General features: G+C 71.9%; 11 protein-coding genes. 4 read left to right on the top strand and 7 right to left on the bottom strand.

Translation table 11 applies throughout. The features are described 5' to 3' along the window. Positions 1–13: 13 nt before the first annotated feature. From NYP07_RS05065 to mutL, 7 genes are all read right to left on the bottom strand, one after another. Complete coding sequence (locus NYP07_RS05065; protein ID WP_268148099.1) at positions 14–1,054, bottom strand: lipocalin-like domain-containing protein; 1,041 nt, start codon at positions 1,052–1,054, stop codon at positions 14–16. Continuing rightward, the gene (locus NYP07_RS05060; RefSeq protein WP_268148097.1) at positions 1,054–3,612 is read right to left on the bottom strand and encodes an ABC transporter permease; all 2,559 of its coding nucleotides are present in this window, start codon (positions 3,610–3,612) and stop codon (positions 1,054–1,056) included. The genes NYP07_RS05065 and NYP07_RS05060 overlap by 1 nt, the downstream gene beginning before the upstream one ends. A 597-nt stretch (positions 3,613–4,209) precedes the next feature. Continuing rightward, positions 4,210–4,863: an ABC transporter ATP-binding protein gene (locus tag NYP07_RS05055; RefSeq protein WP_268148095.1), complete on the bottom strand. Its 654-nt coding sequence runs from the start codon at positions 4,861–4,863 to the stop codon at positions 4,210–4,212. Next, entirely contained in the window at positions 4,860–5,789 is a 930-nt protein-coding gene (gene miaA, locus NYP07_RS05050) for a tRNA (adenosine(37)-N6)-dimethylallyltransferase MiaA (RefSeq protein ID WP_268148093.1), read from the bottom strand. The genes NYP07_RS05055 and miaA overlap by 4 nt, the downstream gene beginning before the upstream one ends. Continuing rightward, a complete protein-coding gene (locus NYP07_RS05045; protein WP_268148091.1) occupies positions 5,774–6,970 on the bottom strand; it encodes a pseudouridine synthase in 1,197 nt (398 codons plus the stop codon). The genes miaA and NYP07_RS05045 overlap by 16 nt, the downstream gene beginning before the upstream one ends. A 35-nt stretch (positions 6,971–7,005) precedes the next feature. Then, positions 7,006–7,806, bottom strand: coding sequence for a substrate-binding periplasmic protein (locus NYP07_RS05040; RefSeq protein WP_268148089.1), 801 nt, complete (start codon positions 7,804–7,806; stop codon positions 7,006–7,008). Positions 7,807–7,816: 10 nt separating this feature from the next. After that, a complete protein-coding gene (mutL, locus tag NYP07_RS05035) occupies positions 7,817–9,670 on the bottom strand; it encodes a DNA mismatch repair endonuclease MutL (RefSeq protein WP_268148087.1) in 1,854 nt (617 codons plus the stop codon). A 58-nt stretch (positions 9,671–9,728) separates the two neighbouring features. On the opposite strand from mutL, the gene NYP07_RS05030 reads away from it, so the two are divergent. The 4 genes from NYP07_RS05030 (at position 9,729) to NYP07_RS05015 (ending at position 16,052) form a co-directional block, all read left to right on the top strand. Beyond that, entirely contained in the window at positions 9,729–10,376 is a 648-nt protein-coding gene (locus tag NYP07_RS05030) for a DedA family protein (RefSeq protein ID WP_268148085.1), read from the top strand. A 94-nt stretch (positions 10,377–10,470) separates the two neighbouring features. Then, positions 10,471–13,806: a S41 family peptidase gene (locus tag NYP07_RS05025; protein ID WP_268148083.1), complete on the top strand. Its 3,336-nt coding sequence runs from the start codon at positions 10,471–10,473 to the stop codon at positions 13,804–13,806. 20 nt (positions 13,807–13,826) lie between these two features. Continuing rightward, complete coding sequence (locus NYP07_RS05020; RefSeq protein ID WP_378989630.1) at positions 13,827–15,239, top strand: cache domain-containing protein; 1,413 nt, start codon at positions 13,827–13,829, stop codon at positions 15,237–15,239. Between the two features lie 195 nt (positions 15,240–15,434). Next, a complete protein-coding gene (locus NYP07_RS05015) occupies positions 15,435–16,052 on the top strand; it encodes a response regulator (protein ID WP_268148079.1) in 618 nt (205 codons plus the stop codon). The last annotated feature ends 134 nt before the right edge of the window (positions 16,053–16,186 follow it).

The following is a 16,186-nucleotide window of genomic DNA, read 5'->3' as shown; positions in this document are numbered from 1 at the left end:
CGCGGATTTTGGGTCAGATGAGAGGCGGACGTCCCGCGTAGCCGGTCAGCTCCAGATAGCCCGCGCCCAACGGTCGTTTTTGCGTGTCGAACAGCCGGGCCGCGCCTTCCCAGTAGACCAGCCCGCTGGTCCGGCGCGCGTCGATCTCCTGGGCGTCGAAGGCGGCGGCCAGCAGCATCTCGCCAGCGGGGCATTTGAGCCGCCACTCGACCGGCCAGCGCGTGCCGGTGGCGGGGCTGGTCCAGTGCCGCGTGGGCCGCATGTCGACCTCGTCGGGGCCGAAGCTGCGGTCGGCCTGGCCCGGCGTGCGCAGGCTGCCGCCGGTCCAGTCCCGGCTGCCGTCCTTGCGGCGCAGCTGGAACAGCGTCAGCGCGCGGCCGTCGTCGAGGTTGATGCCCAGCCAGTCCCAGCCCTGCGATTCGCCGAGCACGCTGTCGCTCCACTCATGGTCCAGCCAGGCGCGGCCGGCCAGCGGCAGGCGGCGGCCGTCCAGCACCAGCGTGGCGCGGGTGTCGAGCTGGGGGCGGGAGTAGTAATGGCTGAACTGGGCGGGGTCGGCGCCCTTGCGCGAGAGGCCGCCATCGCCCTGCAGCAGCGGCGGCTCGGCCGTCGACAGCTGCAGTTCGAGCGCGAAGCCCGGCCCGTTGAAGCTGGCCTGGTAGCCGTTGCCGCTGCGCTTCAGTGTCCAGTCGCGCAGCCTGACGTCGCAGTCGCCGACCCTGCTGTAGGCCGCGCCCGGCAGCGCGCGCAGCAGGCGCTGGGCATGCCGCTGCTGCTGCGCGCCCAGGTCGGACAGGGCCACATGGCCGAGCAGCAGCTGCCGGGCCGCGAGGGCGCTGGGGTGGTCGGCCGGCGCGGGGCCGGGCAGGCGGAAGAAGGTCAGCTGGTAGCCGAAGCGCGGCGGCGCGCCGGCAGCGTCGCCCAGCAGGCCGGTGAGGTACCACCACTCGATGCCCTGGCGTGGATGCGCGCCGAAGTCGGCCGGGAAATTCATCGCGGCCGCGTGTGCCGGCCAGGGCAGTGCGGCCAGCAGCAGGGTGCGGCGCGTCGTCATCAGGCGTCCTCTCTCACGGCGCGCACGGCGTCCTGGCCCAGCGCCCGCCGGCCGGCCAGCAGCGAGGCGCCCACGGCTGCCGCAAAGGCCAGGCCGACGAGGGCAGCAAGCCTGCCCAGTGGCAGGTGCATCTCCATGCTCCAGTGAAAGCTCTGCGGGTTGACGACGTAGACCAGCACGGCGCTCAGCCCCAGGCCCAGGGCCAGCCCGGCCAGCGCGCCGGCGCCGCCGGTCAGGCCCGCCTCGATCAGCAGCAGCCGCATCAGCGCGCGGCGCGACAGGCCCAGGTGGCGCAGCAGGCCGAACTCGCGGCGGCGCGCCAGCGCCTGGGCCGACTGGCTGGCGACGACGCCGAACAGCCCCACGGCGAGCGCCACGGCCTGCAGCCAGACGGTGATGGCGAAGCTGCGGTCGAAGATGCGCAGCGACATCGCGCGCAGCTCGCCGGCCGCGGCCAGCTCGGCGTCGTCGCCGGCCAGCCGGCGCACGGCGGCGCGGGCGGCGTCCAGCGGCTGGCCGGCCGGCAGCCACAGCGCGAGCTCGGTCGTGCCCGGGTCGTCGCTGGCGCGGCGGTAGTCGGCCAGGCGCATCCACAGCGCCGTGCTCTGGCGCGAGTAGTCGCGCCAGACGCCGGCCACTTGCAGCGGCAGCCGCCGGCCACTGTCCACCAGCTCGGCCGTGAAGACGCGGCCGGGCCGCAGCTCGTCGCGGTCGCGCGCGGCTTCGTTGACCCAGACGGCGATGGCGCCCGGCGCCGGCGCGCCCGTCCAGCGCTCGACGAGGGGCAGGCTGCCGGTGTCGATGTCGCGCGCCGTCAGCGCGACCGGGTCGGCGCCCGGCGCCAGGCGCAGCCGCGTGCTGCGCTGTGGCGCGGCCTGCGCGATCTCGGGCAGCCGGCCCAGGCCCTCGACCAGCGCGGGCGGCAGCGGCGCGGGCAGGCCGTCGGTGCCGCGCAGCGCGGAGCGGACGTAGAGGTCGGCCGGCAGCGCGTGGTCGAGCCAGCGCAGCAGCGACTCGCGGAAGCTGCCGATCATCACCGTCATCGCGACGGCCAGCGCCAGCGCGACGAGCACGCCGGCCAGCGAGCGGCGTGCCTCGGTGGCCTGGTCACGGCTGCGCTCGCGGGCGAGCAGCAGCAGCAGGCCCGCCGGCAGCCGGGCCAGCGCGGCCGTCATGCCGCGCACCAGCGCCGGCACCAGGGCCAGGCCGCCCAGCAGCAGGCAGAGCATGGCCAGATAGGCCGCCACCGGCGTGTCGCCCCCGTTTTGAAGTTTCAGCGGCGGCAGCCAGGCCAGGGCCGCGCCGGCGGCCAGCAGGGCCAGACCCACCGGCGCCGGCAGCGCCCGCCCGGCCGGCAGGCCCAGGCCCTTGAGCACCAGGGCCGGCGCGATGCGGCGCACGGTCAGGGCCGGCGCCAGCGCCGCCAGCAGGGCCGCGGCCAGGCCGAGGGCGCCATAGGCGAGGGCGGGCAGGGCCAGCGGCTGGTTGAACAGCAGGCCGGCCGACGAGCCGTTGGCGCCGTGCAGGCCGAGGTCGCTGCCCAGCAGCTTGAGCGCACCCGCCGCGAGGCCCAGGCCGAGGGCCAGGCCCAGCGCCGTGCCGGCGCTGCCGATGACCAGGCCCTCCATCAGGATCAGCCGCCAGCGCATGCGCGCCGACACGCCGAGCACGCCCACCAGCGCCCATTGCGGCAGGCGCTGGGCCGTGGCCAGCGACAGCACGGCATAGACGAGGAAGCTGCCGGTGAACAGCGCCATCAGCGCGAGCAGGCCGAGGTTGATGCGGTAGGCGCGGGTCAGGTCGGCCAGCCGCGCGCCTTCGTCCTCGGGCGGGCTGGCCTGCCAGCGCCGCGGCAGCGAGGCGGCGAAGGCCGTGGCATCCACGCCGGGCGCGAGCTGCAGGTCGATGCGGTCCAGCGCGCCCAGGCGGCCGAACAGGGCCTGGGCGTCGGCGATGTCCAGCACGCCCAGCGGCGTGTTGCCGGCCGCCACGCGCCCGCCGATGTCGAGCTCGATGTCGCGTGGCGTGCTGGCGCCGGGGATGGGCAGGCGCAGCTTCAGCGTCGTCGCGCCGGCGGGCAGGCGGGCGCGCGCGGCGGCGTTCAGGTGCACGGTGTGGGCGGCCAGCAGTTCGGCGGGGCCGCCTTCGACCTGGGGCACGAGCTCGGGCGCCAGCGGGCGCGCACCGGCAGCGGAGGCCAGCAGCGCGAGCGGGTCCAGGCCGATCAGGCGGATGGACAGCGAGCGGCCTTCCGGGCCCGTCTGGCCGGGCCACAGGGCCTGGGCCTCGAGCACGGGGTTGGCGGCGGCGACCTCGCTGCGGTTCAGCAGCTCGGCGAGATCGGCGTCGGTCAGCGAGCCGGCGCGGTCGCGGACGACGAGGTCGGGCTGGCCGTCGATGCTGCGCGCGGCGCGCGCGAACTCGGCGAGGGCGGCGCCGTTGAGCAGGTGCACGCCGAAGGCGAGGGCGACGCCCAGCATCACGGCGACGACGGCCAGGACCACGCGGCCGGGGTGGTCGCGCCAGGCGGGCCAGCAGAGGTGGCGCCAGAGGGTCATGGCTGCGCTTCTTCGCTGCTTCGGCTTGGTGCCGAGGCCCAGCCGGGAGTTCGCCCCGGCGGGCGACCTTCTTTTTGAGCGACCAAAAAGAAGGCAAAAAGTCGCCCCCGAACCGCCCGGCCCTTTGCTTCGCAGCGGGCTGCCCTGCGGTACTCAAGCCTTGAGGCCTCGCGCATAACTCGCTTCGCTACGCTGCGCTCAGACAACTGCGCGAAGTCAGAGCTTGAAGCTCGCTGCGCGCGCGGCCTCAAGGCTTTCCGTTCCTCGGCGGGCTCAAAGGGGGGGTGAAGGAACAGCCGGCGCCATCCGGCTTTCGGGCTTGGCTGTTGGCTGTTTTGGGTCTCCCCTTCTAAACCGCCGAGAAGCGCAGAAGACCGGGGCGCGTGCGCAGCACGCATCAACATCTGACTCCGCGCAACTGTTTGACCGGAGCGTAGCGAAGGGAGTTTTGCGCGGGCCCCGGGCTTCGAGCATCGCAGGGAACCCCGAAGGGGCGGTTTTGCAGGGGTCGTTTCTTTGCCTACTTTCTTGTCGACACAAGAAAGTAGGTCGCCCGCGGGGGCGAACTCCCCGCTGGGCCTTGCCAAAAAAACAGCATCACGCAGCATGCAACCCAGCGGCATCCAGCCGCAGCCGCCGATCCGCCGCCTGCGCCGCCACCTCCGAGTGCGTGACCAGCAAACACGCCGCCCCCGCCTCATGCGTGCACTGCCTCAGCAATTCCAGCACCTCGGCCGCATGCCTTGCATCCAGATTGCCGGTCGGCTCATCCGCCAGCACCAGCCGCGGCCGGTGCACCAGCGCCCGCGCAATCGCGACGCGCTGCAACTGCCCGCCCGACAGCTGCCGCGGCATGCGCGGCGCCAGCGCGCCGAGGTTCACCGCCTCCAGCATCCGCGCCACGCGGCCGTCATCCTTCAGCCCCAACAGCCGCAAGGGCAGCGCCACGTTGTCCGCCACGCTCAGATGCGGCAGCAGGTGGAAGGCCTGGAAGATGAAGCCGAGCGCCTGGCGCCGCAGCGCGGACCGCGCCTCGTCGTCCAGCGCCCGCAGGTCCTGGCCCGCCAGCGTGATCGAGCCGGCATCGGCCTCGTCCAGCCCGGCCAGGCAGTTCAGCAGCGTCGACTTGCCGCTGCCGGACTCGCCGAGCAGCGCGACGATCTCGCCGGGCGCCAGGTCCAGGTCAATGCCGGTGAAAACCGGCGTGTCGGCATAGCTCTTTGCGAGCCCGCGGGCGCGGAGAACGGTCATGCGTCCAGCAACCTCTGCAAGCCCGCCAGCAACTCGGGAATCGGCTGCGGCCCATCGCAGGCGATGACGCGGCGCCTGGGCATGCCACGCAGCCAGGTCAGCTGCCGCTTGGCCAACTGGCGCGTCGCCGCGATGCCGCGTTCGCGCAGGTCCGAGAAGTCGTTGGCGTCCAGCGCCTCCCAGACCTGGCGGTAGCCGACGCAGCGCATCGACGGCAGCGCGAGGCTCAGGTCGCCCCGCGCGCGCAACGCCTTGACCTCATCGACGAGGCCTTGTTCGAACATCGCATCGAAGCGCTGCGCCAGGCGCTCGTGCAGCCAGGTGCGGTCCGTCGGTTCGAGCGAGAACAGCGGCCAGTCCACACCCTCGTCGCGCGACGCGGCATGCAGCGCGCTCAAGGGCTGGCCGGTCAGGCGGATGACTTCCAGCGCGCGCTGGATGCGCTGGCTGTCGTTGGGCGCCAGCCGGGCGCCGGTCTCGGGGTCCAGCCGCGCCAGTTCGGCGTGCAGCACCGGCCAGCCGCGCTCCAGCGCCTCGGCGTCGATGGCGGCGCGCAGTTCGGCGTCGGCCTGGGGCAGGGCCGAGAGGCCGTCGAACAGCGCCTTGAAGTAGAGCATCGTGCCGCCCACCAGCAGCGGCAGCCGGCCGCGCGCGGCGATCTCGGCGGCCAGGCGCTTGGCGTCGCGCACGAACTCGGCGGCCGAATAGCTTTCCAGCGGGTCGAGGATGTCGATCAGGTGATGCGGCACCGCCGCCTGCTCGGCCGCCGTGGGCTTGGCGGTGCCGACGTCCATGCCGCGGTAGACCAGCGCCGAGTCGACGCTGATGATCTCGGCGGGCAGCACCTCGGCAATGGTCAGGGCCGCCGCCGTCTTGCCGCAGCCGGTAGGCCCTGCGAGGCAGATCGGGTTCAGAAGCGTTCCCATGGCGCCAGGTAGCGCCACTGCCCGACCGGCAGATGGCCCAGCGGGATGCGGCCGATGCGCACGCGCTTCAGGCCGACGACCTTGAGGCCGACCAGCTCGCACATGCGGCGGATCTGGCGCTTCTTGCCCTCGCGCAAAACAAAGCGCAGCTGCTGCTCGTTCTGCCAGCTGACCTTGGCGGGCTTGAGTGCCTCGCCGTCCAGCTCCAGGCCGTGGTTCAGCAAGGCCAGCTTGTCGGGCGCCAGCGCCGCATTGGGCAGCGTGCCCTCGGGCAGCTCGTGCGCGACGAATTCGACGCGGACGAGGTATTCCTTCTCGATGTCGGAGTCGTCGCCGATCAGCGCCTTGGCGACGCGGCCGTCCTGCGTCAGCACGAGCAGGCCGGTGGAGTCGATGTCCAGCCGGCCGGCGGGCGCGAGGTGGCGGTGGTGGTTGGGGTGGGGCTTGATGCCGGAGGGGTCGTCCTTCCAGCGGTTCTCGGGTTGGAACAGCACGACGGCGGGCTCGTAGCCGTCCTCGGCCTGGCCGGAGACATAGCCGATGGGCTTGTGCAGCAGCACGGTCACGAGCTGGGACTGGGCCTGGCGGGCGGCGGGGTCGATGGCTATCTGCACGTCGCCGACGACGCGCTGGCCCAGCACGGCGACCTTGCCGTCGACGCGCACCCAGCCGGCGGCGATCCATTCGTCGGCCTCGCGGCGCGACGCGAGCTTGAGCTCGCTCATGCGCTTGGACAGGCGCTCGCCGGCCTCGGGGTCGACCTCGCGGGCCGGGTTGTTGCGGCGTTGCGGGCGCTGCGGCGGTTCGAAGCCGGGGCCGCGGTTGGACACGCGGCGCTGGTCGACGCGGGGTGGCCGGGCCTCCGCGGGGCGTTCGTCCGGCCGTGCGCGCGGGCCGCGTTCGGCGCGCGGTGGTGCGTCGCCGCGGGGCTGCGCCGGCCGCTCGGGCTTGAAGGCGCTGCCGGTCTTGGGGCGGGGCGGGCGTTCGTCGCGCGATGGCGCCGGTCGCTCGGCGCGCTGCTGGGCCTTCTTCTCGAACTGTTCCTGGCGTTCGGCGCGCTCGGCCTGGACCTTGGCCAGCGTGGGGCGTGGCTTGGACACGCCCTTGCCGCGCAGCGGCGCGCGGCGTTCGCCGCCGGGCGCCGCGGGCGACTTCTTCTTGTTCAGCTTGAGCGTGCTCATCGCGCTTTCGGGGCTGGGTGGTGTGGAGGATGGGGTCAGCCGGCCTTGGCCGGGCCGGGCGGCAGCCAGTTGCGGCGCCGGTATTCGTCTTCGACGGCGGCGATGCTGCCGTCGCGCCACATGCGGGCGAGCTGTTCGTCCAGGCGCCGCCGCACGTCCGCCAGGCCGGGCTTGCGGGCCAGCGCGACGTAGAAGGGCTGCCGGTACAGCGGCGGCGACAGCGCCGCCACGCGGCCCGACAGGCCCTCGCTGGCGACGATCTGCAGGCCGGCCAGCCGCGGCACGGCGGCAAAGTCCACGCGGCCCGCATCGACCATGCGCAGCGCCGCGGAGAAGCTGTTGGCCTCCTCGCAGTGCAGCCGGCCTTCGCGCACGGCCTCGTCGAACTCGGGCGCGAACAGCGCGCCGCGCAGCCGCACGAAGCGTCGCTCCGCCAGCTCGCCGAGCTGGCCGCTGAAGGCCGGCAGCCGGTCGGCGCGGCCGAACAGCGACATGTCGGAGCGGTAGACCGGCTCGCCCGGGAAATCGAACAGCGCCTCGCGCTCCGCGGAGCGGATGGTCGGGATCAGGCCGTCGCACTGGCCGCTCTTCAGCGCATTGACGCCGCGCGCCCAGGGCACGACCTCGACCTCGGCGTCCAGGCCGGCACGGCGGCAGGCGCGCAGCGTGATCTCGGTGACGATGCCCGTCACGCCATAGGGCGTGGCCATGATGAGGGGCGGCAGCTCGACGCCATAGATGCGCAGGGGGCCGGGCCCGGCGGCCTGGGCCAGGCCAGCGGCGGCGGCGGCGGCCGAGGCGGCCATGAATTGCCGGCGGGAGAGAGTGTCAGGCATGCGGCCCTCCTCAACGGCCCCGCAGGAACAGCGCGTCCAGCTCGCGCATGTCGAGCTGGCGCCAGGTGGGGCGGCCGTGGTTGCACTGGTCGGCGCGCTCGGTGGCTTCCATGTCGCGCAGCAGCGCGTTCATCTCGTCGACGGTGAGCTGGCGATTGGCGCGCACGGCGCCGTGGCAGGCCATCGTGGCCAGGATCTCGTGCTGGGCGCGCTCCAGCACCGAGCTGGCGTCGAACTGGGCCATCTCGGCCAGCAGCTCGCGCGTCAGCGCGACGAGGTCGCTCGCGGCCAGCAGGGCCGGCCGCGAGCGCACGGCCAGCGTGCGGGTGGACAGCGGGGATACGTCCAGGCCCAGCCTGGCCAGCGTGTCGGCATGCTGCTCGGCCGCGGCGACTTCCTCGGCCGTGGCCGCGAAGCTGACCGGGATCAGCAGCGGCTGGCTCTCGATGGTCGTCGAGCCCAGCCTGGCCTTGAGCCGCTCGTAGACGACGCGCTCGTGGGCCGCATGCATGTCGACGATGACCAGGCCCTGCCGGTTCTCGGCCAGGATGTAGACGCCCTGGATCTGCGCGATGGCCCGGCCCAGCGGCCAGTCGTCCTTTGCCGGCAGCTCGGAGAGGGGCTGCCTGGGTGCGGGTGTCGGGTCCGGCAGCGAGGTGGACACGACCGGCTTGGCCGGCTCCCACAGCGCCTCGTGCTGGGCCAGCGACAGCCGCACCTGCTCGGCCGTGGGCGGCACCGGCGGCGTGAAGGCCTGGTAGGTGGAGCGCGGCTCGGCGACGTAGAGCGTGGCCGCCGTGGTCGGCTCGAAGGCCAGCGGCGCCATCGCGGACTCGATGCCGGCGGCCTCGGCGCTGCGCGACTGGGCCAGCGCGTCGATGAAGGCGCGGCGCACGCTCTGGTGGATGGCGCGGCCGTCACGGAAGCGCACCTCGATCTTGGTCGGGTGCACGTTCACGTCCACCAGCTCGGGTGCGATCTCGATGAAGAGCACATAGCTGGGCTGGCGCTGGCCGTGCAGCACGTCTTCGTAGGCCGAGCGGATGGCGTGGCTGATGAGCTTGTCGCGCACATGGCGGCCGTTGACCCAGACGTATTGCTGGTCGGCCCGCGAGCGGGCGGCCTCGGGCAGGCCGGCGCGGCCGGTCAGCGCGAGTGGCCCGGCGCTGTGCTCGAAGGCGCGGCTCTCGGCGACGAAGTCCTCGCCGAGCACGTCGGCGATGCGCTGCTCGCTGGACGCGGCCCGCCACTGGTCGACGAGCTTGCCCTCATGCCAGATCGCGAAGCCGACGTCGGGCCGCGCCAGCGCGTGGCGGCGCACGGCCTCCACGCAATGGGCCAGTTCGGTCGCATCGGTCTTCAGGAACTTGCGGCGGGCGGGCGTCGAGAAGAACAGCTCGCGCACCTCGATGCTGGTGCCGCGCGCGCGGGCGGCCGGCTGCAGCTCGCCGCTGCGCGCGTCCAGCCGGTGGGCATGGGCGTCGGCGGCCGTGCGGCTGGCGATGGCCATGTCCGACACCGACGAGATGGCGGCCAGCGCCTCACCGCGAAAGCCCATGGTCGCGACCGATTCGAGGTCGTGCAGGTTGGCGATCTTGCTGGTCGCGTGGCGCTTGAGGGCCAGCGGCAGCTGGGCCACCGGGATGCCGCAGCCGTCGTCCTCGACGACGATGGCGCGCACGCCGCCGGCCATCAGCTTGACCTGGATGTTCTTCGCGCCGGCGTCCAGCGCGTTGTCCACCAGCTCGCGCACGACCGAGGCCGGGCGCTCGACGACCTCGCCGGCGGCGATCTGGCTGATCAGCTCGTCGGGCAGCTCGCGGATGAGGCGGGGGGCGGGGACTTCGGGCAGGGACAACTCCATCCGCGGGATTATCGCGGCGGGGCAGGCGTCACGAAGCCATCGGGATAATGCGCGCCCCATGGATCTGCTGCACTTCCTCCTCGACTTCATCCTGCACGTCGACGTGCACCTCAAGGACTTCGTCCTGACCTACGGCGTCTGGGTCTATGCCCTGCTGTTCCTGATCATCTTCGTGGAGACGGGCGTCGTGGTCATGCCCTTCCTGCCGGGTGACTCGCTGCTCTTCGTCGTCGGTGCCATGTGCGGCCTGGGCCTGATGGACCTGTGGGCGTCCATGGGTCTGCTGACGCTGGCAGCCATCCTCGGCAACCAGAGCAACTACACCATCGGCCGTCATTTCGGACCACGCGTCTTCCAGTGGGAGCAGTCGCGCTTCTTCAACAAGGCAGCCTTCATGAAGGCGCACGAGTTCTACGAGAAGTACGGCGGCATCACCATCGTCGCGGCGCGCTTCATGCCCTTCCTGCGCACCTTCGCGCCCTTCGTGGCCGGCGTGGCGCAGATGACGCGGCGCAAGTTCACGCTCTACGATGTGGGCGGCGGCGCGCTGTGGGTCTGCGGTGTGACGACCATCGGCTATCTGTTCGGCAACGTGCCCTGGGTCAAGCAGCACCTTGACAAGATCATCTGGGCCATGATCTTCATCCCCGGTCTGCTCGTCATCGGTGGCAGCCTGCGCGGCAAGCTCAAGCGCCAGCCGAACTGACTTTCGGCGGGCCCTGCGGCTGGCCCTAGAGTCCGAGGTTTTGCGCTGGCGACCGGCTGGCGCGGACAACGTCATCCAAACCCTGGAGACCTCGATGCTCAATTCCCGTACCGTCATCGCCGCGGCCGCGCTGCTGGCCACGCTGGGCCTGGCCCAGGCTGCCGAGCCGACGCTGATGCTGCGCCAGCCCGCCATCTCGAAGAACCACCTGGCCTTCGTCTACGCCGGCGACCTGTGGCTGGCCGACCGCAACGGCGGTAACGCGCGGCGCCTGACCAGCCACGCCGCATCCGAGTTCGCGCCGCGCTTCTCGCCGGACGGCCAGCGCATCGCCTTCTCGGCCAGCTATGACGGCAACACCGATGTCTACGTCATCGGCCTGGACGGCGGTCAGCCCAGGCGCCTGACCTGGCACCCCAGCGCCGACGTCGTCAGCGGCTGGAGCCCGGATGGCAAGCGGGTGCTGTTCGCGTCGCCGCGCGAGGTGCTGAACAACCGCAGCAACCAGCTCTACGAGGTCAGCGTGGACGGCGGCTACGAGCGCCAGGTCATGAAGGCCGTGGCCTACGAGGGCGCCTGGTCGGCGGACGGCAAGCGGCTGGCCTACCGGCCCTACAACGCCGCCAATGCCGGCGCCAGCGGCTGGCGCCAGAGCCGCGGCGGCACGACGCCGCCGGTCTGGATCATGGACATGGCCAGCCAGGCCTGGGAGCAGATCCCCCACGTCAACGCCAGCGACTCGGCGCCGGTCTGGGCCGGCGGCGAGGTCGTCTTCATCTCCGACCGGGCCGACGGCGCGGCCAATCTCTTCGCCTTCAACCCGGCGAGCAGGCAATTGCGCCAGCTGACTCACGAGACCCAGTGGGACGTGCGCAGCGTGGACGCCAACGGCACGACGCTGGTCTACGAGTCGGGTGGCCGCATCAAGCAGATCGAGCTCGCCGGCGGCACGCCCCGGGTGCTGGACATCGCACTCGCCAGCATCGCGCCCCAGGCCCGCCCGCAGTGGAAGGACGCCGGCAAGACGCTGACCTCGGCGCGGCTGTCGGCCACCGGCAAGCGCGTCGTCGTCAGCGCGCGCGGCGAGGTCTTCACGGTGCCGGTGAAGGACGGCAGCGTGCGCAACCTGACCGAGACCTCCGGCGTGCGCGAGAAGGACGCGCTGTGGAGCCCCGACGGCCAGCGCGTCGCCTATATCTCCGACGCGCCCGGCATGCGCCACGAGCTGGTGCTGCAGGCGCAGACGGGCCTGGGCGCCAAGGAGCGCTTCCTGCTGCCCAAGGACGGCTATTTCACGCTGGCCGACTGGTCGCCCGACGGCCACACGCTGGTGCTGCAGGACAACCACCTCAACCTCTACAAGCTCGGCCTGGCCGCAGGCGCGCAGCGCGGCCAGCTCGTCAAGATCGCCAGCGACCAGCGCCGCGGCGGGCTGGACGTCGCCTTCTCGCCGGACAGCCGCTGGCTGGCCTACACGGCCTCGGGCGAAAACTATTTCGGCCGCGTCTGGCTGCACGACCTGACGACCGGCCGCAACCATGCGGTGACCGACGGCCTCTCGCATGCCGGCAGCCCGGTGTTCTCGGCCAAGGGCGACTACTTGTTCTTGACCGCCTCCATCAACTCCGGCCCCAGGCAGGTCGGGCTGGACCTGTCCACGCAGGAGCGGCCGCTGCGCGTCGGCCTCTATGCGCTGGTGCTGGTCGCGGACGGCAAGTCGCCGCTGGCGCCCAAGGCGGGTGACGAGGACGACAAGAAGGACGAAAAGAAGGAAGAGAAAAAGGACGACAAGAAGGCCGACGCCAAGGCCGACGCGAAGAAGGACGAGGGCAAGAAGGATGACAAGAAGGACGACAAGCCCAAGGCCGTCCGCATCGACTTCGACGGCCTGGCCGAACGCCTCGTCGCGTTGCCGGTGGCGGAGCGCAACTACGACGGCCTGCTCGCCGCGGCGGACGGCGCGCTGCTCTATCTGCAGCATCCCCAGCCCGGCGCCAGCTCCGAGCCGCCGCAGGCCGAGCAGCGCGCGACGGCCGAGCTGTGGCGCTTCGACTTCGAGGAACGCAAGGCCAAGATGCTGAAGACAGGCGTCGCGAACTTCTCGCTCAGCGAGGACCACAAGAAGCTGCTGCTGACCGTGGCCGGCGGCGGGCTCGAGGTGGGCGATGCCAACGACAAGGCCGAGACCAAGGCGCTGGACCTGAGCGGCCTGCGCGCCCGCATCGACCCGCGCGCCGAGTGGAAGCAGATCTTCGACGAGGCCTGGTGGATGGAGAAGGACTACTTCTACGACCCCGCCCTGCACGGCCTGGACTGGCAGGCCGTCTACGACCGCTACCTGCCCCAGCTCGCCCATGTGCAACGCCGCGAGGACCTGAGCGACCTGCTCGTGCAGATGATTGCCGAGCTGCAGGTGGGCCACAACCGCAGCGGCGGCGGCGACGTCTACCAGGAGGCGAAGGTCGCCGTCGGCCTGCTGGGCGCGGACTTCCAGCTGCAGCAGGGCCGCTATCGCATCGCCAGGCTTTATGCCGGCGACCGCCTCAACCCCAACCTGCGCTCGCCGCTGGCCGTGCCGGGCCTGGGCGTGAAGGAGGGCGATTTCATCCTCGCCATCGGCGGCCATGAGCTGGACGACAAGACCAATCTCTACGCGCTGCTGGAGAACACGGTCGGCAAGCAGGTCGCCATCGCCGTCGCGCAGGACGCCGCCGGCAAGGGCCGCCGCGAGATCACCGTCGAGCCCATTGCGAGCGAAGCGCTGCTGCGCCGCTGGGCCTGGATCGAAGGCAACCGCAAGAAGGTGCAGGACAAGAGCGGTGGCCGCATCGCCTACGTCTACATGCCCGACACCGCCGGCCAGGGCTTCGAGCACTTCAACCGCATGTTCTTCGCGCAGGTCGACAAGCAGGCTCTGATCGTCGACGACCGCCGCAACGGCGGCGGCCAGGCGGCCAACTACGTGACCGAACTGCTCAGCCGCGCCTACCTCGGCGGCTGGAAGGACCGCGACGGCCTGGTCTTCGAGACGCCGGGGGGTGCCATCTACGGCCCCAAGGCCATGCTGATCGACCAGGACGCAGGCTCGGGCGGCGACTTCATGCCCTATGCCTTCAAGCGCGTGGGCCTGGGGCCGCTGATCGGCAAGCGCACCTGGGGCGGGCTGATCGGCATCTCGGTCAACCCCAACCTGATCGACGGCGCCTTCCTGACCGTGCCCTTCTTCCGTTTCTACACGCCGGACGGCGAGTGGCGCATCGAGAACGAGGGCGTGGCGCCGGACATCGACGTCGAACTCGACCCGGCCGCCGTCAACCGCGGCGAGGACACGCAACTCGACGCGGCGATTGCCGACGTGCTGAAGCGGCTGGAGAGCTGGAAGCCGATCCAGCGCAAGACGGCGCCGGCACCGGCGACGCTGGGCCGTTGACCATGAAGTCCTGGGCGTCCCTGTCCCTGCGGGGGCGCCTCTTCCTGCTGGCCCTGCTGCCGCTGCTGGCCTCGCTGGCCCTCATTGCCTTCGCCGTGCGCCAGCAGGAGCGCGAACTGGCCGCGCGCGAGCAGGCCCTGGTGCGGGCCAGCTATATGGACGCGCGGCGCACCGAGCTCAGGCATTACGTCGACCTCGCCGTCAGCACCCTCAAGCCGCTGCTCGGCCAGCCCGGCGGGCCCCAGCGGGCGCTGCAGCTGCTGTCCTCGCTGGACTACGGCCCCGACGGCTATTTCTTCGTCTACGACCTGCAGGGCCGCGTGCTGATGCATTCGCGCCAGGCCGAGCTGGTCGGCCAGAACCTGTGGGAGCTGCGCGACCCGCAGGGACGACCCACCATCCAGCAGCTCATCGCCAAGGCCAAGGCCGGCGGCGGCTATGTCGAGTACCTGTGGCGCAAGCCGTCGAGCAATCTGCTCGCGCCCAAGCTGGGCTATGTCGTGGCCGTGCCCGAGTGGAACTGGATGCTGGGCACGGGCCTCTACCTCGACGGCATCGAGGCGACCATGGCCGAGCTGGAGCGCGGCGCGCGCCAGAACATCACGACGACGCTGCTGTGGGTGGGCGCGGTCGCGGTCTTCGGCGTGGCGCTGATCAGCGCCGGCGCGCTGGCCCTCAACCTCAGCGAACACCGCAGCGCCGAGGCCAAGCTGCGCGCGCTGGCCCGCGAGGTCGTGCAGAGCCAGGAGGACGAGCGCGCCCGCCTGGCCCGCGAGCTGCACGACGGCGTCAGCCAGGCACTGGTGGCGACAAAGCTGCTGATCGAGTCCGCCCAGCACGAGCCCGGGGGCGCCGGGCGGCTGCAGGCGCTGGCGCTGAAGCAGCTCAATGGCACGCTGGCCGAGGTCAGGCATATCTCCCACGCGCTGCGGCCGGCCCTGCTGGACACGCTCGGCCTTCCGGCCGCACTGCAGCACCTGGCCGGCGAGTTCGACGCGGCCGGTGGCGCGCATTTCGAGGCCGGCATCGAAGGCGAGGAGGCGGAGCTGCCCGAGGCGGTCAAGACGGCGCTGTTCCGCATCGCCCAGGAGGCGCTGAACAACGCGGCCCGCCATGCCCGGGCCACGGCCGTGCGGGTCGCGCTGCGTTTCGAGCCGCGCGGCGGCCTGGTGCTGGAGGTGGCCGACGACGGCCGCGGCTTCGACGCCGACGCGGCCCAGGCCGTGGCCGACCGCGGCCTGGGCCTGCGCAGCATGCGCGAGCGGGCGGACGCGCTGGGCGCGCGGCTGAGCCTGGCGACCGCGCCGGGCCAGGGGTGTCGGCTCGCGGTGAAACTAGGGCCTGCTGAAGCCATGACAATGGGTCGCGAAGGCCTGCAGCCAGGGGCCAATCAAGGCGCGGCACGCCGCCCGCACTCGCGTGCGGGCAAGTGACGCAACGCCGAGTGGCCCCTGGCTGCTGGCCTTCCCGAAGGGTTGTGCCCAGTCAGGCCGCGCGCTGCGTTGCAAATCCTCGCCGGGTACCCAACCCGGCTGCGGTTTGCGCCTTGCTCGCAGCCCGACTGGGCACAACGCGACCCATTGCCATGGCTTCAGCAGGCCCCCCACCGACCTCGCCCGTGCCCTCGCATGACCCCCATCCGCATCCTGCTCGTCGATGACCACCCGATGGTGCGCGAGGGCCTGGTCGCGCGGCTGCAGGCGGTGCCGCGCTTCGAGGTGGTCGGCGAAGCGGGCGGCCGCGCGGATGCGCTCGCGCTGCTGGCCAGCGCGCGGCCCGATGTCGTGCTGATGGACGTGGGGCTGAAGGACGGCAACGGCATCGCGCTGGGCGCCGAGATGCTGGCCGCTCAGCCGGCCATCCGGCTGCTGATGTTCAGCATGTACGACAACCCCGAGTACGTGCAGCGCGCGCTGCAGGCCGGCGCGCGCGGCTATGTGCTGAAGGACGCGCCGGCGACGGAGATCGTGTCGGCCATCGACGCGGTGGCGGCCGGCGGCACCTTCCTCAGCGCGGCCGTGTCCGGGCGGCTATTCCGCGGCCAGGCCCCGAAGCCGGTGCTGACGCCGCGCGAGAGCGAGATCCTGGCCAAGCTGGGGCAGGGCGCCTCCAGCAAGCAGATCGCCCGCGAGCTGGACCTGAGCGTGCGCACCGTGGAAGCGCACAGGCAGAGCATCAAGCGCAAGCTGGAGCTCGAGGGCCAGGCGGAGCTGATCCGCTATGCCGTGGAGCACGCACAGCGCTGATGCGGTGCGCGCTCATACCAATTCGCGTTCAATATATTAGATACAATTTCCATCCACGCAACATCCGGAGGCGTGGATGAAGAGTCTGATCGTCAGCGACAAGGCCACCATCAGCCGACTGGCCGAGCGGCTCA

It is taken from the genome of Pelomonas aquatica (assembly GCF_026712205.1).
In the GTDB taxonomy this organism is placed as follows: Bacteria; Pseudomonadota; Gammaproteobacteria; order Burkholderiales; family Burkholderiaceae_C; genus Pelomonas; species Pelomonas aquatica.
This window is presented reverse-complemented; position numbering and strand designations above follow the sequence as displayed.